Origin of the sequence: Pedobacter sp. SAFR-022 (assembly GCF_051965375.1) — a bacterium.
Lineage (GTDB): Bacteria > Bacteroidota > Bacteroidia > Sphingobacteriales > Sphingobacteriaceae > Pedobacter.
Genome location: NZ_JBQCME010000004.1, coordinates 57,295 through 79,049 on the forward strand (window position 1 = coordinate 57,295; position 21,755 = coordinate 79,049).

General features: G+C 44.6%; 17 protein-coding genes. 8 read left to right on the plus strand and 9 right to left on the minus strand.

The genetic code is table 11. From position 1 onward, the window contains the following. The first annotated feature begins 28 nt into the window (after positions 1-28). Positions 29-1,096, plus strand: coding sequence for a DNA topoisomerase IB (locus tag ACTHQF_RS10820; protein WP_440430232.1), 1,068 nt, complete (start codon positions 29-31; stop codon positions 1,094-1,096). On the opposite strand, the gene ACTHQF_RS10825 is transcribed toward ACTHQF_RS10820, so the two are convergent. Continuing rightward, a complete protein-coding gene (locus tag ACTHQF_RS10825) occupies positions 1,074-1,289 on the minus strand; it encodes a hypothetical protein (protein WP_440430233.1) in 216 nt (71 codons plus the stop codon). The two genes, ACTHQF_RS10820 and ACTHQF_RS10825, sit on opposite strands and share 23 nt — an antisense overlap. A 9-nt stretch (positions 1,290-1,298) precedes the next feature. After that, complete coding sequence (locus ACTHQF_RS10830; protein WP_440430234.1) at positions 1,299-2,567, minus strand: exo-beta-N-acetylmuramidase NamZ family protein; 1,269 nt, start codon at positions 2,565-2,567, stop codon at positions 1,299-1,301. A 76-nt stretch (positions 2,568-2,643) separates the two neighbouring features. Here ACTHQF_RS10830 and ACTHQF_RS10835 point away from each other — a divergent pair, with 76 nt between their 5' ends. After that, positions 2,644-3,876 (plus strand): ABC transporter permease, encoded by a 1,233-nt coding sequence (locus ACTHQF_RS10835; RefSeq protein WP_440430235.1) that lies wholly within the window; start codon positions 2,644-2,646, stop codon positions 3,874-3,876. Here the strand turns inward: ACTHQF_RS10835 and ACTHQF_RS10840 are convergent. Next, on the minus strand, positions 3,853-5,409 hold the full coding sequence (locus tag ACTHQF_RS10840; protein ID WP_440430236.1) for a glycosyltransferase family 39 protein: 1,557 nt from the start codon (positions 5,407-5,409) through the stop codon (positions 3,853-3,855). The genes ACTHQF_RS10835 and ACTHQF_RS10840 overlap by 24 nt on opposite strands. A gap of 139 nt (positions 5,410-5,548) precedes the next feature. On the opposite strand from ACTHQF_RS10840, the gene ACTHQF_RS10845 reads away from it, so the two are divergent. Beyond that, positions 5,549-6,856 (plus strand): DEAD/DEAH box helicase, encoded by a 1,308-nt coding sequence (locus ACTHQF_RS10845; protein WP_440430237.1) that lies wholly within the window; start codon positions 5,549-5,551, stop codon positions 6,854-6,856. Here ACTHQF_RS10845 and mazG read toward each other — a convergent pair. From mazG to mnmD, 3 genes are all read right to left on the minus strand, one after another. Next, on the minus strand, positions 6,853-7,659 hold the full coding sequence (gene mazG, locus ACTHQF_RS10850; RefSeq protein WP_440430238.1) for a nucleoside triphosphate pyrophosphohydrolase: 807 nt from the start codon (positions 7,657-7,659) through the stop codon (positions 6,853-6,855). The genes ACTHQF_RS10845 and mazG overlap by 4 nt on opposite strands. Before the next feature lie 61 nt (positions 7,660-7,720). Continuing rightward, positions 7,721-8,671, minus strand: coding sequence for an aldo/keto reductase (locus ACTHQF_RS10855; RefSeq protein ID WP_440430239.1), 951 nt, complete (start codon positions 8,669-8,671; stop codon positions 7,721-7,723). Between the two features lie 190 nt (positions 8,672-8,861). Continuing rightward, complete coding sequence (gene mnmD, locus ACTHQF_RS10860) at positions 8,862-9,530, minus strand: tRNA (5-methylaminomethyl-2-thiouridine)(34)-methyltransferase MnmD (protein ID WP_440430240.1); 669 nt, start codon at positions 9,528-9,530, stop codon at positions 8,862-8,864. A gap of 88 nt (positions 9,531-9,618) precedes the next feature. Between mnmD and ACTHQF_RS10865 the strand changes: the two genes are divergently transcribed. Beyond that, a complete protein-coding gene (locus ACTHQF_RS10865) occupies positions 9,619-9,963 on the plus strand; it encodes an MmcQ/YjbR family DNA-binding protein (protein ID WP_440430241.1) in 345 nt (114 codons plus the stop codon). A 356-nt stretch (positions 9,964-10,319) separates the two neighbouring features. Here the strand turns inward: ACTHQF_RS10865 and ACTHQF_RS10870 are convergent, their stop codons facing one another. After that, positions 10,320-12,356: a M13 family metallopeptidase gene (locus tag ACTHQF_RS10870; protein ID WP_440430242.1), complete on the minus strand. Its 2,037-nt coding sequence runs from the start codon at positions 12,354-12,356 to the stop codon at positions 10,320-10,322. A gap of 377 nt (positions 12,357-12,733) precedes the next feature. Here ACTHQF_RS10870 and ACTHQF_RS10875 point away from each other — a divergent pair, with 377 nt between their 5' ends. Then, complete coding sequence (locus tag ACTHQF_RS10875) at positions 12,734-15,409, plus strand: valine--tRNA ligase (RefSeq protein WP_440430243.1); 2,676 nt, start codon at positions 12,734-12,736, stop codon at positions 15,407-15,409. 256 nt (positions 15,410-15,665) lie between these two features. On the opposite strand, the gene ACTHQF_RS10880 is transcribed toward ACTHQF_RS10875, so the two are convergent. Continuing rightward, entirely contained in the window at positions 15,666-16,127 is a 462-nt protein-coding gene (locus tag ACTHQF_RS10880; protein ID WP_440430244.1) for a type I restriction enzyme HsdR N-terminal domain-containing protein, read from the minus strand. Positions 16,128-16,181: 54 nt separating this feature from the next. Between ACTHQF_RS10880 and holA the strand changes: the two genes are divergently transcribed. The 3 genes from holA to ACTHQF_RS10895 all read left to right on the plus strand — a co-directional run bounded on the left by holA (position 16,182) and on the right by ACTHQF_RS10895 (position 20,677). Continuing rightward, positions 16,182-17,207, plus strand: coding sequence for a DNA polymerase III subunit delta (gene holA, locus ACTHQF_RS10885; RefSeq protein ID WP_440430245.1), 1,026 nt, complete (start codon positions 16,182-16,184; stop codon positions 17,205-17,207). 81 nt (positions 17,208-17,288) lie between these two features. Beyond that, positions 17,289-19,856 (plus strand): zinc-dependent metalloprotease, encoded by a 2,568-nt coding sequence (locus tag ACTHQF_RS10890; protein WP_440430246.1) that lies wholly within the window; start codon positions 17,289-17,291, stop codon positions 19,854-19,856. Positions 19,857-20,068: 212 nt separating this feature from the next. Continuing rightward, the gene (locus ACTHQF_RS10895; RefSeq protein ID WP_440430247.1) at positions 20,069-20,677 is read left to right on the plus strand and encodes a GIN domain-containing protein; all 609 of its coding nucleotides are present in this window, start codon (positions 20,069-20,071) and stop codon (positions 20,675-20,677) included. A 78-nt stretch (positions 20,678-20,755) separates the two neighbouring features. On the opposite strand, the gene ACTHQF_RS10900 is transcribed toward ACTHQF_RS10895, so the two are convergent. Continuing rightward, positions 20,756-21,712 (minus strand): TolB family protein, encoded by a 957-nt coding sequence (locus ACTHQF_RS10900; protein ID WP_440430248.1) that lies wholly within the window; start codon positions 21,710-21,712, stop codon positions 20,756-20,758. Positions 21,713-21,755: the final 43 nt, after the last annotated feature.

Below are 21,755 nucleotides of genomic sequence, written 5' to 3' on the forward strand. Positions count from 1 at the left end.
CAAACTTAAATCAATTTTCCTAAAAAACATGGTAGAGACGGAGGAAGAGATCAAAATGAGCGGATTGGTGTACCTAACTGATCAGATGCCAGGAATATACAGGAAAGGCGAACCCGGTAACTTTTACTACGAAGACAAAAGAGGTAACCCGATTGCTGACGAGAAGACCCTGGAGCGAATAAAAGCCCTGGTATTGCCGCCTGCATGGACCAACGTCTGGATCGCAAAGAAAAAGAACGCCCACCTGCAGGCTACAGGGATTGATGCAGCCGGACGTAAACAATATCGCTACCATCCAAAATGGACATCCAGACGCTCCGACAGTAAATACTTCAGGCTGCTAGAATTCGGTAAAGCGCTGCCGGAAGCCAGAAAACGCATTGCGAAAGATCTTAAGCGTAAGGATTTCGATGAACGCAAGGTACTTGCCATCTGTGTGCAGGTAATGCAAAAGACGCTGATCCGTATTGGTAATGAATCGTACAAGGATCTTTATGGTACCTATGGCCTGAGTACGCTGAGGGATAAACATGCTAAATTTACGGATGATAAACTCACCCTGAGTTTCGTAGGTAAGAAGGGCGTAAAACATGATGTAAGCCTTACCGACCGGTCTTTAATTAAACTCGTGAAAAAATGCAAGGAGATACCTGGACAGGAATTATTTCAGTACTACACCAAAGACGGAGAGCGGCGTTCGGTAGATTCTGGTAAGATCAATAACTATATCAAAGAGATCACTGGTGCTGATTTCACCGCTAAAGACTTTCGTACCTGGGGTGGTACCCTCGAAGCACTAAGGCAGCTGGCCATCTGTACCGCAGATCCCGTAGAAGTGCTCAAGAAAAAGAAAGTGGTTGTACAGGTGCTTGATTGTGTTGCTGGTAAGCTTGGAAATACCCGTGCCGTTTGCAAAAGCTCCTATGTTTATCCGCTACTTTTAGAAGCTTTTGAGAACGATCAGCTGGGCAGGTATCTGAAAAAGATACACCGTGAAAAACCAAACTCCATCACAGCGATGGAGAATGATGAAAAGGTACTCATGAAGTTTCTTAAACAGGCGCAGCGGGATATTAAGAAGCGGGAGGCGTCTTAATTGGATTTACCGGCTGTTCATCAGTGCCTTTACGTTTGGCAGGGCCCGACATGTCCGCATTTTCCGCCTGGTAATCTTTGTCCTCCGGCTGCACAACCGCATGATCGGATGATGGCGCACCATCTTTAGGCACTTCCTCTTGATAATTGCTGTCAGGTCGCTCGTTTGTTTTTTTAGGGGTGTCGTTATTCATAATTCTTGCTTAAGGGTAAAGTAGATACTTCAGTCGCATTTCTTTGTAGGCGCTTAGCCCAGGTTCCCAGCTTGCCCGGATTTCCTTTTCAGACTTCCCTGCAATGATCTGCTGTTTTAGGGAGCTTACACCTGCAAGCTTATCAAACACCACCATTTCCTTGCTTAGTTTATTGTTAAAGAAGTCTGCTTTGTTCGGATAAGCCTTGTACAAATCAATTAACCACTTAAGCTTTAACGTTTTTTCCTTTCTAATGTTTTCAATGTCGTACTCACGCAAATCAATACCGTAGCAAACTTTATCCATGTGTAATGGTGTTTCCGCCATACCTTTAATGCTTTTTGGAGTGAAAGAAAACTTGTACTTACCTTTCAATGCCGGTGCACCCAAAACCGTGAATGGGAACATGGTGCCACGACCCTGACTTACATAGGTGCCTTCGAACAAACACACCGTAGGGTAGAGCATGATGGACTGTTGCGTATTCAGGTTCGGAGAGGGTTTAACCGGTAATTCGTAAGGCATATCATGATTGTAGTTTGCTACCTTAATGATGTTGATCTTACACTTAACCTTGTTCTTCATCCAGCCTTCACCATTTAACATCTGTGCATATTCGCCCACAGTTAAACCATGTACAATTGGAATGGGCTGTAATCCGATGCCCGATACTAAAGAGGGGTCAAGGATAGGCCCGTCAATATAAAAGCCGTTTGGATTTGGCCGATCCAGGATCAGTAACTCCTTATCGTTTTCTGCACAGGCCTCCATAACATGCTGTAGTGTGTTGATATAAGTATAAAACCTAACGCCCACATCTTGTATGTCGAAAATCATGATGTCGACATCTGCGAGATCTTCCTTGGTAGGTTTTTGATGTTTTCCATATAGCGATACCGCTTTGATACCGGTTTTGGTGTCTACATCATCATCAACCTTTACACCCGCACTTGCATTTCCACGGAAACCATGTTCCGGGCCGAAGATCTTCACAATATTCACACCTAAGGACAAAAGACTGTCTACCGAGGTTTGCGATCCAATAATCGAAGTGGGGTTTACAACCATGCCGACGCGCTTTCCCTTAAGTAATGGGAGGTAAAGTTCGGTCTGCTCTGCACCCGTCCGAATACCCGCAGTGTTTTCCTCATTAGCATTGACATCCGTTTGCGTTTGCGTTGCGGGTGGTATAACCTGCTTTACTGGTGTATTTCCACATGTTTTCAATGCGCTTAGTGCAATACTCAGGTTCAAAAGGCAGCAAAGGGTGATCTTCATATTGTGTTTTTTAGATAATATACTTTAAATCGAAATGTTATGAGCATTTTTGCTAAGGTAATCATATTGCAAAAATTTGAACACAGAATATTTCATTGCCAGGCGCATCGCTATAAAATCTGAACGTACGTTCTCCAAGCTGATTGTCCGCATCGCCATATCAGGTGTAATGCTCAGCCTTGCCGTAATGATGCTTTCCATTGCCATCATCAAAGGATTTAAAACTGAAATCCAGGAGAAAGTTCGAGGTTATGTAGGCGACATCCGCATCTATAAACTGGACCTGAATAATTCCTTTGAACTCTCCCCATTCGTGCCCGAGGCCAAAACCTATGCCGACCTAAAGGCCAACAAAGACATTGTTTATTTCCAACCCTACGCAACCAAGCCAGCCATCATTTCCGCCAATGAGGAAATTGAAGGCATCAACTTTAAAGGTGTAGATAGTACCTATAATTGGGACTACCTCAAGCAGCACCTGGTAAGTGGCAAGGTGCTCGACTTTTCTGATCCTTCAAAAACAGGCAGACAGGTGATGATCTCGCAGTACACCGCTAACCGGCTGAAGCTGAAAGTTGGTGATGATTTCATTATGCACTTTCTTATGCAGGACAGCAATGAGCCGCCCAGGAAGCGCCCGTTGAAAATTGTGGGTATTTATTCCATCGGGGTGGATGAAGTAGATAGAAGTTTTGTACTTGGCGATCTTAACCTAATCAGGCGGCTAAATAAGTGGTCTCCGGAAGAAGTTGGTGGCATTGAAGTCCGAATCAAAAAATTCCAGGAACTGGATAAAGTCACTGATGAGATCTACGAAAACCTGGAGATGAAGCTAAAGGCGGAAACAGTAACAGCTTATTTTCCAAATATCTTTACCTGGTTGTCGCTGCTTGATGTAAATACGAAAGTATTATTGGTCCTGATGATGACCGTTGGGGTGATCAACATGATCACAGCCTTACTGATCATGATTCTGGAAAGAACCAACATGATCGGGATGTTAAAAGCATTCGGTATGACCAACTACAGCATCATGAAAGTATTCCTGTATAACGCGATGTACCTGGTCGGCTTTGGTCTGCTGCTCGGCAACATCCTTGGTCTTGGACTCGGCTTCCTGCAGCAATTCACTCATGTGTTTAGTCTGGAACAAGGTTCATATTACCTGTCCTATGTACCTGTAGAATTCCATTTTCTGGACGTATTCCTGCTGAACCTCGCGACATTACTGATCTGTCTGATTGTGCTGATCCTGCCTTCATTGCTCGTGAGCAAGATCTCTCCATTAAAGGCCATCAGGTTTAAGTAAGTCCCGGCGTTCCTCTTCTAAAAACTTTCTGATGTCTGCTTTTGGCTGCTCCAGAATATAGATCTCGGTTTTAAACTCTCTCGCATACTTATTGTCAATTTGCCCGGCTAAATACACCTGTTCGAACAAGGTGTGTTCACCTTCAAGCCGTGTTGGATCATCATGATATTCTTTGATGCGGATGATCCTAACTACGGGTTCACTTTTGTACCAGTTGATGTAATCCGCGTTGAAAGATTGCGCACGGTAGGCCTCATTTTTCTTGTAATAGTTAATCGCGCCAGCCTGACCATAGTTGTCGCAGAAGACAAGAACTGAACGCTTATCCGGTATGCTTGCATAAACACTATCTACCTTCCTGGCCAGCTCCCGCCAACCCAGCATATCGGCGAAATCTTGTTGCAGTGTGTATTCTTTTCCATCTTCCCATCGGTGCATCTTACCCCTGCGAGCTGCGGTTTGCTCCAGGGTCTGAGGTGTATAAATTGGAAATGCCTCCTTTACCAAAGGGATAAAAACCAGTACTGGAAGCAATAGGCACAATGGCCGGAGATATTTTAACCAGTTTTTCTTAAGCACTTCTTCCAGGTAAACGGATCCAAATGCAAGTAAAACCGGGTACAATCCTATGGCGTAATAGCTTTTCGCCCGGAAATACAGGAACAGCAATGTCGTGAAGAGAAAGGAAAAGAATACAAAGCGATACGGCTTAAAAGGCTTGTAAATCAGTAAGGAAATTAGACCGGCAATCAACACGTATATGGTGCCTGCAAAATATAGAAACTGGTCGGTCAGATAATCGCTTATTCGTACATTCACCAACTGTGTGCGACTTAGTTCTTTCATGTGCCTGATCACCGGGAAATCGTTGTTGTATTGCCACAGCAGGTTGGGCAGAATCACGAGCAGAGCAATACCGATTGCAATGTAGAAATCTCTTTTCAGCAGTATCCGGTGTTGTCCCGTGATCAAAAGTGCAGGCAAGGTTCCAAGCAGAAGAAATAGAACATTGTACTTGTTCAGGAAGCCGAGCGCAAAGCCTGCGCCAAGTAGCCACAACCATTTTGGAGCGCCTGTACTGATGTACCGGATGAGCAAAAAATACATCAGCGTCCAGCTCAGGACATCAAAGGAATTGGGCTGATAAAGAATATTTACCCTGCTAACCACCGAAAATGTTACTGCAATAGCGCCCAATACTAAGGCAAAAAGGCCACCCTTAAGGGTTTCTATGATTTTCCAGACCAAGACGGTTGTAATTGCACCAAATAGCGCGGGAAAGAACTTCACCCAAAAAACGGAATTACCCAATGCTTTTATAATCCAGGATACCCAGGAAGTAAATGGAGGCACTGAAGTGTAACCCCATGCCAGATGGTTCGCCTGATCCAGATGCAGATACTCATCGCGTTGTAAATCATAAACCGGATGAATCAGAACATAGGTCAAAACAAACTTGAGAAGAATAAAGCCGAATAGCAGGTACTTCCTGTTAATAGCTGTAGTTAGTTGGTTAGAAAGCGGGAATTCCATGTCAGTTTAGATCAAGGGACACCGATAATGTTACAGCTGCAGGAGAAGCCTCCAGCATTACATCCGGGCTGCCAATATTCCCTGCAACGATAGTTGAGGGAATTGTGTAATTTTGCAGAAATACTAAAAAGAAAGAAGCGTGTCGTTAGATAAATTAAAGTTAAGTAAGTCGCTGGTAATCGCCATGACTGATGCCGGATACCTTACACCGAAGGCTATTCAACTTAAAGCAATGTCAAGGATCCTTGGTGGACAGGATATTATAGCAGTTGCGCCAGAGAAATCCGGTAAAACAACCACCTATGTATTGGGTGTATTAATGCGATTGAAATATACTAAAGACGACGCGCCCAAAGTGTTGATTTTAGTAGCGGATAAGGAGCGTGCAATTGCAGTGATTGATCAGTTTGTTTCTTTAAGCAAAAACCGGGATTTGAACATCATGGGTCTTTACGGCACCGGCGGGACAGATGCTGAAGTGAGTGAACTTGCTTTAGGTGTAGATATCGTTGTTGCAACACCAACGAGAGCGAGGGCGGTTTACCTGAAACTGGGACTGAACCTGAGCAAGCTACAGACCTTCATCGTAGATGATGCCGACCTGATCGTTAAACAAGGCATGCAGCTACCTGTTGCGGAACTGGCCCGCAGTGCCGGAAAATGTCAGCACCTGGTATTTACTGAGGTGGTGCATGATAAGTTGTTCAAGCTAACGGATCAGTTTATGAACTTCCCAACCCTGCTTGAAGTGGAAGAATTCGAAAATGATCAGGCGGAGGTCGTGACTCAACTGCTTTATCAGGTTCCAAACTACAAAACCAAGGTAAATCTCTTACATAGCATGTTGCGGGATGATGAGGTATTCAGCAAAGTAGTCGTATTTGTAAATACCAGATTGAATGCCCAAAAGCTGGCGAAGAGCCTGGAGAGCCAGAAGGAAGGTGAATTTTCAATGCTGAAGCCGCTACACTTTGATGAAAATGGCTTCGACGATTTTGAGGATTTCAAAGCCGAGCCTGCAGCAAGGGTGATTGTGGTCGCAAATGAGGGTGCAGCGGAGCTGGATTTAACCGGCATTCCCTTCATCTTCCACTTTGAAGTACCTGAAGAGAAGGAAACTTTCTTAGGCCGGATCATTAAAAACCAAGACAGTGAAGAGGAGGTGGTCTCCATTACCTTTGCAACCGACCTGGAGCTTGGCCTTATTCGGAAAATTGAACAATCTATCGGGCAGAAGATGGAAGTGCTTGAGTTGCCAGACGACATCCTGATTGATAAGGGCAGTAAACCTAAGAAGCCACTCAACAAAAATATGGTATCCGGTGAAAAAGATGTTGCTCCATCAGGCGGAGGTGCTTTCCATGAAAAGAAAGACAGCAATGCCAAGAACTACAACCTGGGTATCGGTCAAAAACTAAAGATGAATATGAAGAAGAAGCACAGCTAGTGCTTCTTTGCTTCATTCCAGTAAATATCCATTTCGGCAAGCGTCATATCCTGTAGGGCCTTGCCGTTTTCTTTTGCTTTCTCTTCGAGGTACTGAAAACGTTTAATGAATTTCTTATTTGTTTTCTCTAAAGCATTCTCGGGATTGATCTTAATAAATCTTGCATAGTTGATTAATGAGAACAGCAGGTCTCCGAATTCTGCTTCCGCTTTTTCAGCATCAATAGCGCTGTTGTCCTCAACGTTGAACTCCGCCTTAAACTCCTGCAGCTCTTCTTCAACTTTCTCCCATACCTGTGTTTTATCCTCCCAGTCGAAGCCAACGCCACGAGCTTTCTCCTGTATACGTGCAGCTTTAACCAATGCCGGGAGCGATGCGGGTACGCCGCCTAAAACGGATTTATTGCCTTCTTTTAGCTTAATCTTTTCCCAGTTACGCTTAACATCGTCTTCATTCTGCACATCAACGTCGCCATAAATATGCGGGTGACGGTTAATCAGCTTCTCGCAGACACCATTTAGCACATCCAGGATGTCGAAGGCACCTTGTTCTTCCGCAATGCGGGCATAGAACACCAGGTGCATCATCACGTCGCCGAGTTCTTTTTTTACCTCCTGCATATCGCCTTCCATTATGGCGTCAGAAAGTTCATAGGTTTCCTCAATGCTGAGATGGCGCAAGGTTTCCATGGTTTGTTTTTTATCCCATGGGCATTCCGTACGAAGGGTATTTAAGACTTCCAGTAGTCTGAGGAAGCCAGCGGCTGGATCTTTTGCTACTGCAGGGGGTATGAAATTTGGCATAATCTTAAAAAATGACGGCCTGTTCATTCAACAAGCCGGCACTAAAGGTAAAAATTTTAAACTACTTCCAGTCGCTTGCCTGATCCAGCAGCTGGATGTCTTCGGCACTAAGCTTTAGGTTTGCCGCATGCTCCAGGTCTTTAAGCTGCTCCATACTGGTAACACTTGCGATTGGAGCGGTTACAGATGGTCTTGCGATCAACCAGGCAATGGCAACACTTGCAGGCTGACTAGCCCGGCGCTCCGCAACCTGATCCAGGGCTTCGAGAATCTTAAATCCACGCTCATTTAAGAACGACTTAATTCCGCCACCACGCTGGCTCTTATTCAAATCTGCTTGAGACCTGTACTTTCCAGTTAAAAATCCACTCGCCAGGGCATAGTAATTGGTAACACCCAGCTGATATTCCTGTACAATAGGTTCGTATTCAACTTCGTACTGCTGTCGGCTGTAAAGGTTGTATTCCGGTTGATATACCTCGTACTTCGGCAATCCTGACGTTTTACTCGCATCCAGGGATTCCTTTAAGCGGGCTGCGGAAAAATTCGAAGCCCCGATGGAGCGTACCTTTCCTGCTTTAATCAACTCCTGATAAGCATCAAGTGTCTCTTCGACTGGTGTTTTCTCATCATCATAATGTGAGAAGTAAAGGTCGATATAGTCCGTTTGCAATCTTTTCAGTGAGTTATCCACTTCTTTCAGAATGTTTGCCTTGCTGATGTCCTTGCCGGTACCCATGTCAGCACCAACCTTCGTGGCAATGATCACCTCTTGACGATTGTTTCGTGACTTCAACCAGTTCCCGATGATGGTTTCTGATTCGCCCCCCTGGTTGCCCGGTTTCCATCGGGAATATACATTGGCGGTATCAATGAGGTTAAACCCCGCATCACTGAAACGATCAAGAATCCCGAAAGATGTTTGTTCATCAATGGTCCAGCCGAATACGTTACCCCCGAATGCAATCGGTGCGACCACTAAGTCCGTGTTTCCTAATTTTCTTTTCTCCATAATGTCTTGTGATTTTTAGACCTGAGCGACTCCGCACAGCATTCAATTCGCATGCCGATTTGAACCGCTGAAACCAAGCCTGGTAAATAAAACGCTAACAAGTCTGGTAAATAAAACCCTATAAAAGGAATGCAGTTTTAGACATTTGAAATTTGAATGTCAATTAAACTTTTGATTGTCAACTTTACGTTCAAAGCTTAGTTGCGCGAAGCATCTGCCTTTTACCAGGCGCGCCGACCAGCTTTTCGACTTTAAAGCCAAAACCAGTTAGTGCCCTTTTAAGATTACCTGTGATGGCATAGGTCACAAATACCCCACCCGGGCGTAGAAACTTCGTGGTATGTTCAATGATGTCATTGCTCCACATTTCGGGTTGATATTGCAAGGAAAAAGCATCATAGTAAACTAAATGATGGTTGTTCACAGGGGAAACTTCCGCAAGCGGGCGCTGCACAATTTCCAGTGATAGCCCAGGCATTAGTTCAACCCGGTTATCGATACACGCACTGTAATGATCTGAATAGGCCTTCCAAACTGCGGGAGCAACATACTGCTGATAATCTGTCGCCTGCAACTCTGCTTCAGTGATTGGGAAGGCTTCAATGCCGGTATACCGGACTGGAACCCGATGTTCCAATGCATAGTCCATGCTCAGCAAGAAGTTTAGTCCTGTACCGAAACCAACCTCAAGAATAGAAATCTCCTGCTGCGGGAAGAGGGTAGAGGTATGCAGCAGCCCCGCCTGCAAAAATACATGTTTGCTTTCCTGCAATGCGCCCCGAGTTGAATGGTAGTGCTCCCCAATGGTTTCATTAAACAGTGTCTTGGATCCGTCTTCCGTAAGGATAATCTTATTCATCCCACAAAATTACCGGAATTAAAGACAAACGTTTATAAATTAGCTTTTAATTACCACTAACATTCCTAACCAATAAAAATCAATTACAATGGATATCGAATCTTTCAGATCATACTGTCTAAGTCTGCCGGGAACAACCGAAGGTATGAAATGGGGTGAACACCTCTGCTTTATGATTCATGAAAAGCTCTTCGTCATCACCTCCCTCGATGATGGCCAGATTACCTTCAAATGTGATCCTGAAGAGTTCGATGAACTTGTCGCCCGCGACGGCATCATGCAGGCGCCACACATGGCTAAACGACAATGGATTTGCTTGCAAAACTTCGATGTCCTCAGCGACAAAGAACTCAAGGAGCGGATCTTAATCTCCCGTGCCCTGGTTATCAGTAAACTCCCTAAAAAAGTACAAGCCGAAATCTCCCAACTTTAGGAATTTAACAAGCATCTCGACCTTACTCTTTTGGCACATTCCCTATTATTACTCCAAAAGAAGCTATAACTGTAAATCAGCTCACAAACCGCTTACTCTTCCGTCGTGCTCCCTGATATCACTCCAAAAAGCCCTCAAATCAAACCAGTCATAAAGCGCTCACTCTTCTGGCGCTCTTATAATATCACCCCAAAAAGCTATAACGCTGAACTAGAAAGCGCCTAATTTTTCGGCAATCCCCCTAGTATTACTCCATAAAAAAAGTAGCACTGTGAAGCAACCTGCAAAACTTTGTTCTTCACAAAGGTTTGAGTTGCTGAACAGTACTACCTTTTTTTACAGTAATTTATTTCAAATTACCACATCCGGATCCTATCCTCAGGTTTCTTATACAACTTTTCCCCAGGCTTAACATCAAACGCTTCATACCAGGCATCCATATTCACTGGTGCACCAATGGTTCTGAATTCACCTGGCGAGTGCGGATCGGTCTTAATCTGTTGTGCAGCACTTTCCGGAAGAATGTTACCTCTCCAAACCTGTGCCCATGACAAGAAGAAACGCTGATCTGGCGTAAAGCCATCGATCTTCTCGTTAGACTGACCTTGCTTAGTCATCTTAAATGCAGTATATGCAGCATTTAGACCTCCTAAGTCACCGATGTTTTCACCCATGGTCAATTTACCAATCACATGAACGGTATCAAGTACGGTGTAAGCATCAAACTGCTCACCCAAGGCTTTCGCTTTTTCTTCGAATTTTGCACGATCCTCAGCGGTCCACCAGTTACGAAGGTTACCATCTTTATCGTACTGACTACCGGAATCATCAAAGCCGTGCGACATCTCATGCCCGATTACCGCACCAATACCACCATAATTGATGGCATCATCAGCATCCGGCGCAAAGAATGGGAACTGGAGAATACCAGCAGGGAAAACGATCTCATTCATCGTTGGGCTATAATAAGCATTCACTGTAGGTGGAGTCATGCCGAACAATGTGCGGTCTACCGGCTTGCCCAATTTATCGATCATATCGTTATAGCGCCATTCACCAGCACTTTTCAGGTTTTCAAAGTATGTGGTACGGGTGATCTTCATCCCATCATAGTTCTTCCATTTCTCAGGATAACCCACTTTAGGTCTGAAGGCGTGAAGCTTCGCAAGCGCTTTAGTCTTGGTTTCAGGGCTCATCCAGTCCAGGTTTTTGATCCTGATCTCGAAAGCTGAACGCAGATTTTTGATCATTTCATCCATACGCGCTTTTGCTTCAGGTTTGAAGTATTTAGCTACATATAGTTGCCCCAGTAACTCACCGATATTGTTGTCAGTCAAAGACGACATTCTTTGCCACCTTGGTGTTTGCACACGCTGACCTGTTTGAACTTTGTTGAATTCAAAACTTGCTTGTACAAAAGGAGAGCTCAAGCTGCTTGCAGAACTCTTTAATACGTTCCATTCCAGGTAGGTTTTCCAGTCCGCAAGGGGTACAGAGGTCAACATACCGTCCACAGCTGTGAAAAATTTAGGGGAGGAAACCAATACCGTATCCTGACCCTTAACTTTGAATTTGGTCAACAAGGTTGCCCAGTTCAGCTTAGGTGTGGTTTTGCTGAATTCCGCAACAGCAAATTTGTTATAGGTTTTATAAGGATCACGCATCTCCAGTCTACTCATTTGCGCCGCGGCAAATTGCTTCTCGATAGCCATCACCTTCTCTGCTTTAGCTTTTGCTTCCGCCGGACTACTTCCCGTTAATCCAAAAAGGGTAGTCATATAGGTCATGTAAGCCTCACGGATCTTTATAGAGCGTGCATCATCATTTAGATAATAATCACGATCCGGGAGGGTTGTACCACCCTGACTTAAAGAAGGCAGGTAATTGTCAACATTTTTCCGGTCTTGAGAAACGCCAAAGCCGAACATTGGACCGCCCATACCGGAGGTACGCATGTAAACCACTTCGTCGATAACACCGTTAACATCTTTAATCTTTTTAATTCTTGCAAGATCAGCCTTGATCGGGGTGTAGCCAAGTTTTTCAATCGTGGCGCTGTCCATCGCAGCAGCATAGAAATCACCAACACGACGCTTTACAGAACCCGCAGGTGCTGATTTGTCGGCAGCAGCTTCTTCAACCAGTGAACGTACCGCATTAATGTTAAAATCTCTGAGCTCATTGAAACTACCCCATCTGGTTTCCTTTGCAGGAACAGGGTTGTTTTTAACCCAGGTACCACTTGCATATTGGTAGAAGTCGTCACCTGGTTTTACACTTAGATCCATGTTTGCAGGATCAATGAATTTTTTAGGGGCTTGCGCGCTGGCAGAATAGCTCGCAGCGATTATACCCAAAGCAGCAAAATAGCTTTTAAGGTGTTGTATTTTCATATGTTTAATAAAAATGGTGTGTGATCGGGCCATCAAGTGGCAATCAGCACACAAAGTAGTAATTTGGAATTAACATCAGAATGTTCTAATGAAAATATTACTTATTGAACCAGTCGTAGATCTTGGTTAAACCGATCCGCCGAAACAAAGATTCTGAAGAAAGAAATAATTTGAACGATTTCATCTCTGGTGGTTTGATATGATATTAACATATTTTAACACTTTTTATTGTGTCGGATTGGAATATATTCAGCATGGCGAGGGGCCGTACGCTCGAGTCCGGCTAACCCTTTAACGCTCAAAAGAAATGATCGCCGAAACTGATAATCGCTTTTTTCTTGTTATTTTTGCATTTCAAAAGCATTTTCAATATTATAATGAGCATATCCACGAAATACGACCCGAAATCGACCGAAGATAAATGGTACAGCTACTGGCTATCTAAGAAGTTTTTCCACTCCGAACCAGACGAGCGTGAACCTTATACCATTGTAATCCCGCCGCCGAACGTCACAGGTGTATTGCACATGGGGCATATGCTCAACAACACCATTCAGGATGTATTGATCCGCAAAGCCCGTATGCAGGGTAAAAACGCCTGCTGGGTTCCTGGTACCGACCATGCTTCCATTGCAACAGAAGCCAAGGTGGTTGCCATGCTTAAGGAACGCGGCATCAATAAAAAGGACATCACCAGAGAAGAGTTCATGAAGTATGCCTGGGAATGGAAAGAGAAATACGGCGGTATCATCCTCGAACAGCTGAAGAAGCTTGGCGCGAGCTGTGACTGGGACCGTACACGTTTCACCATGGAGGAAGACCTGTCTGAAGCGGTTGTGGATACCTTCATACATCTATATAAAAAGGGCCGCATTTACCGCGGTATCCGTATGGTGAACTGGGATCCGGCAGGGAAAACTGCGGTTTCTGATGAAGAAGTGATCCGCAAGGAAGTGAACCAGAAGTTATACTACATCAAGTATTCCATCGCTGGAGCAAGTGGTGCTACAGACCAATCCTTGATCGTTGCAACCACACGGCCGGAAACCATTATGGCTGATGCGGCAATTTGTATTAACCCCAATGATGAAAGGTATACCCACCTGAAAGGTAAAAAGGTGTTTATTCCGCTGATCAATCGCGAGATTCCAATTATTGAAGATGAATATGTAACCATGGACTTCGGTACCGGTTGCTTGAAAGTTACGCCTGCGCATGATTTGAATGACTATGAGCTGGGTGTAAAACACAAACTCCCGGTAATTGATATTCTGAATGATGATGGTACCTTAAACGAACTTGCTGTAGTGCTTGTAGGGGAGGACCGTTTCGTCGCAAGGAAAAAGATTGCTGTGCTGTTGGAAGAAGCTGGTCATCTGGACCACGTAGAAGACTATAAATCGCAGATTGGTTTTTCGGAAAGGACCGATGCCGCTATTGAGCCGAAGTTATCGCTGCAATGGTTCTGTAAAATGGATGAGATGGCGAAGCCGGCACTTGAAGATGTGCTGAACGGCGACGTGAAGCTGATTCCTGAGAAGTTCGTAAACACCTACCGTCACTGGATGGAGAATGTTAAAGACTGGTGTATCAGTCGCCAGTTATGGTGGGGACAGCGCATCCCGGCCTGGTATGATAATCAAGGCAACTGGGTAGTAGCAAAAACAGAAGAAGAGGCTTTAGAAGAATTCCTGAAGCTTAAAGATATTGATGGTGTATTTACGGAAGAGGAAAAGGCCGGATTCAAACATCAGCTTAAACCTTTCGTACGCCAGGATGATGACGTGGTGGATACCTGGTTCTCCAGTTGGTTGTGGCCAATGTCCGTGTTTGATGGCTTCAAAGATCCAAACAATAAAGACATCAACTATTACTATCCAACAAACGACCTGGTAACAGCGCCGGAGATCCTGTTCTTCTGGGTAGCACGCATGATCATGGCGGGACATGAGTTTATGGGCAAAAAGCCATTTACCAATGTGTACCTGACCGGTATCGTACGCGATAAATTAGGTCGTAAGATGTCTAAGTCCTTGGGTAACTCTCCAGATCCTATCGGTTTGATCGAGAAGTATGGTGCTGATGGCGTACGTGTAGGCATGCTATTATGTTCACCAGCAGGAAACGACCTGATGTTCGATGAGAGCTACTGCGAACAAGGACGGAACTTCGCCAACAAGATCTGGAACGCATTCAGGCTGGTAAAAGGCTGGGAAGTGGATGAAGGTCTGGAAAATCCAAATACACAAGCTATTAACTGGTTTGAAAACAGGTTCAATCAGGCGCTTGTTGAAATTGAAGACAACTTCAAACAGTACCGTTTGTCGGAAGCCGTAATGAGCACTTATAAACTGGTATGGGATGATTTCTGTGCCTGGTACCTGGAGATGGTCAAACCTGCATATCAGCATCCAATCGATGCAGAGACGATGAAAGTGACCCTGGGGTATTTCGAAAAGATCCTTTCTTTATTACACCCATTTATGCCATTCATTACCGAAGAGATCTATCATGATGAGATCTTTGGCGAAAAGGAAGAAATGGATTGTATTATCGTTGCTTCGTACCCGGTTCCCGGAACAATCGATACCGCGCTGTTGAAGGATGTAGAAACGATCAAAGAACTTGTTGCGGGTGTTCGAAACGTGAGAAATACCAAACAGCTGTCGCCGAAGGAAGCGCTGCCTTTGAATATTAAGGTTAACTCCGCAGTGGATTACCAACAGTGGATGAATATTTTATTTAAGTTGGCTAACATCAGCGCTGTTGAATTCGTGAATGATAAGGTAAGTGGAGCAGTGAACTTCATGGTGGGCAGTGATGAGTTTTATATCCCATTGGAAGAAAATATAGATGTAGAAGCGGAGAAAGCACGTCTTAATGGCGAGCTGAACTACCTGGAGGGATTCCTGAAGTCTGTAAACGCAAAATTGAATAATGAAAGATTTGTTCAGAATGCTAAACCCGAGATCATTCAGAATGAGCGGAACAAACAGGCAGATGCCGAATCCAAGATCGCGATCATTCGCGAGAGCCTAAGCAGCTTGGGCTAAATTCTGTAAGGTTTATAATTCATGGAAAGCTGGTGTCGTCTAAAAACGGCATCAGCTTTTTTTTGTTCATGCGATTTACAGCAGTCGCAGAATTGTTAACTACGCGATATGAATTAAGCACACCTGGTCCAGACCTTAGGCACACCTCACCCACACCTTACCCACGCAAAACGTGTGTAAGGTGTTTTTAAGCCCTTGTACAGGTGTACCTAGAATCAGGCTAAGTTACGGGTTCAATGTTGTGCAGGGTTTTCGCTTATAGATCTTTGAAAAGGGGAAGTGCTTCACAAAATCGGAAGCTAGATTGTTCGTGGTCTATCCGTGCGTAACAATGGCGTAGCCCGTTGGTCACAACCAGCCAGGCCGCTTTGTGGACGGAATTATACCTGGACGCCTGGTCGAAAACCGCTTGCGTGATTTTGACCTCCGGCGCTTTACATTCAACGATCATGATCCGTTCTCCGGAGTGGTTAAATACAACGATGTCGGTTCGTTTCTGGAGCTGGTTCAAGCTAAGTCCGCCTTCTACCTGGATCAGGGCTTTTGGGAATTTTCTATCGTTGATCAGGTATTGGATGAAATGTTGCCGTACCCATTCTTCAGGTGTCAATACCAGGTGCTTCTTTCTGATGTCGTCAAAAATATAAAATTGAGAATCCTTTAATGTAATCTTAAATGGATGTTCAGGCAGGTTAAGTTCGGTAGGCGTAAACTTCATTTCTGCAAAAATAACCTTAATAATTAGGAATTAGCAATTACATTTGGGCATAATATGACTGCTTCAGAAATCATACGGGACATCAAGGCCCGGAAGTTCAAACCCGTTTATTTACTGCATGGTGAAGAGCCTTACTACATTGATCAGGTTATCGATTACATCGAAGCGCATGTCCTGAACGATATGGAAAAAGGATTTAACCAGACGGTACTCTACGGGAAAGACACCGATATGGCCACCATCCTGAATGCAGCCAAGCGTTACCCGATGATGTCTGAATACCAGGTGATCATTGTAAAGGAAGCGCAGGATCTGAAGTGGAGCAAGGAAACTGAGGGTAGCAGTAAGGCCGCGGAGTTTGTTCAAAATTACTTCGAGAAGCCGCTTAGCAGTACCATTCTGGTACTCGGGTTCAAGTATGCCACCTTCGATAAGCGGAAGAAAATCTTCAAGTCCATCAGCAAGAACGGGGTAGTGTTTCAATCTGATCCGGTGCGTGACTACAAGCTGGCCGAGTGGATCGAGAACCTGGTTAAAGAAAGGGGGGCGAAAATCGCACCACAGGCTGCTGCATTAATGGCGGAGTACCTTGGCGCAGATCTATCGAAAGTCGCCAATGAACTCGATAAGTTGTTATTGAATATCAGCAGCAATACCATGATTGATGCCGAACTGGTTCAACGAAACATTGGGATTAGTAAAGAGTACAATGTTTTTGAACTGCAGAAAGCACTGGCATTCCGGAATGTACTTAAGTGTAATCAGATCATCAATTACTTTGCGGACAACCCCAAGAGTAATCCGATGGTGCTGGTGCTTGCCAACCTGAATGCCTACTTTTCAAAGATCCTGAAGTATCATTACCTGGCAAATAAACACGATGCCGCGAAAGAACTTGGGGTAAATCCCTTTTTCCTTAAAGATTACGAGACTGCCGCCAGGAACTACAGCATCAATAAGACTTTCGAGATCATCAGTCTGCTGCGCGAATATGATTTAAAGAGCAAGGGTGTCGACAGCAGTGGTAATACGACTGATGGTGCGCTATTGAAAGAATTACTGTTCAAGATGCTGCATTAGTGTAACTGTAAAGTTATGATGGCCGCAATTCTTCATGGTTCCCAATCCGTTATATTTACGGGTTAAGAATCCACTATTTAAATGAAGAAAACATTACTACTCTCTTTGATCGCGGCGGGGGGGCTCTCCATGGCGCAAGCACAAACGCGACCTACAACAACGAAGCCAGCAACGGCTGATACAAGCAAACGCACGTCGAGCATGATGACGGCAGCGGGTAAGGCGGAACCCAAACCTTATGCAACCGTAATCACCAAGAAAGCAATTACGCGTAAGGGCATGATTACAACACATCGCCTGGAGGATAAGTTCTTCTTCGAAATCGCAGACTCGATCCTTGGCCGCGACATCTTGGTTGTAAACCGTATATCTAAGGCCGGTGCAGAAGTGCGCGCCGCATCTGGTTATGCTGGTGACCAGATTGGAAGCAATGTGATCCGCTTTGAAAAAGGTCCAAACAACAGGATATTCATGCGTAAGATCTCTTACCGTACTTATGGGCCTGACAGCACAACGGCGATGTACCAGAGTTTAAGGAACTCCAACATTCAGGCGATTGCTGCTGCTTTCAACATCGCCGCTTTTTCAGCGGATAAAAAGGGCAGTGTCATTGACATGACCTCGTTCATCAACTCAGATAATGAGATCTTTAACTTCAGTTCGGCATCAGCAAAAACCCGTTTCCGCCTGGGAAGCATGCAATCTGATCGGAGCTACATCAGCGGGATCCGCAGTTTCCCGATGAATGTGGAGATCAGAACGGTTAAAACATACGCTCTGTCGGCAGCAAGTTCACCATTCGGTGGTTCATCTTCTTCAAGCATGGGCGGCGGAGCATCAGGCTCTTCTACGCTGGAACTTAATACCTCCATGGTGATCTTGCCGAAAGTACCCATGAAAGCGCGTTACTTTGATCCACGTGTAGGCTACTTTACCGTGGGTTACACCGACTTTGATTTGAATCCACAGGGTGTAAAGGAAATTCAGCTGATCAAACGATGGAGACTGGAGCCTAAACCAGCAGACATGGCTAAATATAAGCGTGGCGAGCTGGTAGAACCTGCAAAACCAATTGTGTTCTATATTGACCCGGCAACACCGAAAAAATGGGTGCCATACCTGATTGCCGGTGTAAATGACTGGAAAGTTGCCTTTGAGAAGGCAGGATTTAAAAATGCGATCATCGCTAAAGAAGCCCCAACAGAGCAACAGGATTCTACCTGGAGTCTGGATAATGCGATGTATTCCGCCATCGTGTACAAGCCTTCCGAAATTTCAAACGCCAGTGGGCCAAGTATTGCTGATCCACGCAGCGGTGAGATCATTGAAAGCCACATCAACTGGTACCACAACGTGATGAAGCTGGTGCGCGACTGGTACATGATCCAAACTGCCGCGGTAGATCCACGTGCACGTAAAATGCAGTTCAGTGATGAATTGATGGGTGATTTGATTCGCTTTGTATCTTCACACGAAGTGGGACATACCCTGGGGTTACGCCATAATTACGGTTCGAGTTCGACCGTACCGGTGGAAAAGTTGCGTGATAAAGGCTTTTTAGAAAAGAACGGACACACCCCTTCGATCATGGATTATGCCCGCTTTAACTATGTGGCACAACCGGAGGATAACATCACGAAGAACGGCTTATACCCGAGGATTGGTGACTATGACCTTTGGGCTATTGAATGGGGATACCGTTTGATGCCTGAAGCTAAAACACCTTTGGCAGAGGTGCCTGCGTTAAACAAGCTAACCATTGAGAAGCTTAAGAATAAACGTCTGTGGTTTGGTACGGAAACAAACCCTGATGATCCGCGGTCACAGAGCGAAGATCTGGGCGATAATGCCATGATTGCAAGTACATACGGGATCAAAAACCTTAAGGTGATTATTAAGAACTTGCCGGAGTGGACCAAGACGGCTAATGAAGACTATACCGATCTTCAGGGCATCTATACGCAGTTAACCTCCCAGTTCAACAGGTATATGGGCCACGTATCAAAAAACATTGGAGGTATTCTGGAAACTCCTAAAACCGTTGAACAATCCGGTACTGTCTATGAGCGTAATCCTGCAAACCTGCAGAAGGACGCAATGAAGTTCTTGTCGGAGCAATTGTTCAATACGCCAAGCTGGATCATAGATCAAAAGATCCTGGATAATACAGGTGATGACCCGCTTGAAATGATTAATAAGGTACAAACACCGACTTTAAACCGTTTGTTAAGTGTGAATACCTTAACCAAACTAATTTCGGCTGAAGCTGCAGATGGTAAATCGGCTTATAAGATCACTGATTTCTTTGAAGATATGGATAACGCTGTTTTTACCGAATTGAAGTCTAATAAGGAAATTGACCTTTATCGTCGTAACCTGCAAAAAGCTTATGTCGATAAAATGATCGCTTTGATTAAGCCAGCAGATAGAATCCCTTCAACATTGACGATGACGGTTCAAAGAACAAGTTCAGGGTCGGGCAGCTCGCTTTCTGCCATGCAGAGCGATGTTGCATCTGTTGTTAAAGGTGAATTGAAGTCACTTAATACCAGTATTAAGGCGGCTGCAGATCAAGCTTCCGGGCTGAGTAAATACCATCTGGAGGATTTGTCTGATCGTATTGACCAGGCATTGAATCCCAAAGGCTAATAAATATAGGCTATAAGAAAAAGGCATTCTCTGATGAGAATGCCTTTTTTTGTTGCTGAAGTTTCTGATTACGAGCCTGTTCGTCGAAGAATAATGGCCTTTGGTCTATATGTTACTGATGCTGGTATATTACCCGGTTTTTTGCTGCAACGTTTCTGCTGGGAAGGCGTCTTAATAACAAAAACAAGAACAAAAATTTAAAGCATAAAGCCATGAAAAATTTAACCAAAACCGTATTCGCAGCAGTAATCGCAGCAGTAGTATTAACCTCAACAGTGGTAACAACATTTGCAGCTGACCCAGCTAAAAAAGTAAACATCAATTCAGCATCCAAACTCAACAGAATCTGGGTGAGTGGAAATGTGAAGATCGTTTTAACACAAGGTGACCAGCAAAGCATCGTAGGCGCTGAAAACTACGACGCTTCGAAAACATCAGTAGTAAGCAACGGAAAAACACTATATATTAACTCGATGGAGTCGGCACCAGTGACATTAAACATTACCTTGAAGGATCTGGAAAGAATTGAGGCCTACGGAGATGCCGAGGTGGTAACCACCAACAACTTTGATGTGAAGTATCTACAACTATTCCTGAACCACAGCGCCAACGTAAAGATGAAAACAACAGCAGAAAGCTTGTATACTGTGGTGAAAGATGATGCTGCATTGAAGTTAAAAGGAACTGCAGATCAAAGCACCATGGTGAGCAACAGCACCAAAAATCTGAAGTTGGGCGACTTTGAAAGTCTAAGGTCAGAATTGTATGCATCGGAAGCTATCATGTCGGCACACCAAACTGCCATGAATGCAATCAGATAACACGATTAAATCTCGGTAATTGATAAACAGCTGCCCGCTAAGGCAGCTGTTTGCGTGTGGACGGTGTTCAATGTTTGGCTATTTCACCGTATAGCTGATGAAAGCAATTTTCCTGCTATCCGGACTCCAGGAGGGAACGTTTAAAGTACCCTGTCCACCACAGAACACTGGTGTCAGATCTTTAACAGTCTTCGTTGCCGGATCCAATAACCGCAACTTTACATCTTTTCCAAAGAGGTGTTCCTGCTTCTGGTCGGAGGTATATGCAAGATAAACCACAGACTTGTTATCGGGTGCTGGATGCGGAAACCAGTTGGAGTTTTTGTCAAAGGTTAGTTGTTCAGGGTTTGTTCCGTCTGCATGCATACGCCAGATCTGCATATGACCGCTGCGGTAGGAATTGAAGTAAATATATTTTCCATCAGGTGAGTATTCCGGACCATCGTCAAGCCCCTCAGTGCTGGTTAAACGCTTTTCGGTTCCACCTTCCACCGGAATGGTGTAGATGTCGAAATTTCCATTACGTTCGCCACAATAAGTCAGTGTCTTACCATCAGGGCTCCAGCCATGCCAATAGGAAGGCACCTCGGGTGTAACCCTTTTCGGTTCTCCACCTTCAATGGGTACAATAAAGATCGCTGATTTGTAGGATTTGGTGGAGGTATCCGTTTTAGCATTATGACTTAATGCCAGCCATTTCTTATCTGGCGAAATTCCATGATCATTGTTGTTTTCCGTTGCAGTGCCGGTATTGATGACGCGAAGTGTTTTTGTTTCTAGATCAAGCCTATGAAGCTTTCCCATGCCATTGACGATTAAGTAATTATCCGGATGCCAGTTTGGCGCCTCGAAATGTTGCTTGGTGATTAAAATGGTATCGATTTTCCCCGTTTGCACATCCAGTGTACTGATGAATGTGGTAATGTCTTTTTTGCCTTGCGCAAAAGTGGAAGCAGAGAGGCACAGAAGGCATAGGATGCCGCTGAAGTACTTTCTTAGGGCTGATGGGGCTTGCTGTTTTAAGTTTGGATCCATACGATGCAGATGAAATGATGTACCACATTAATTTAGAAATTTT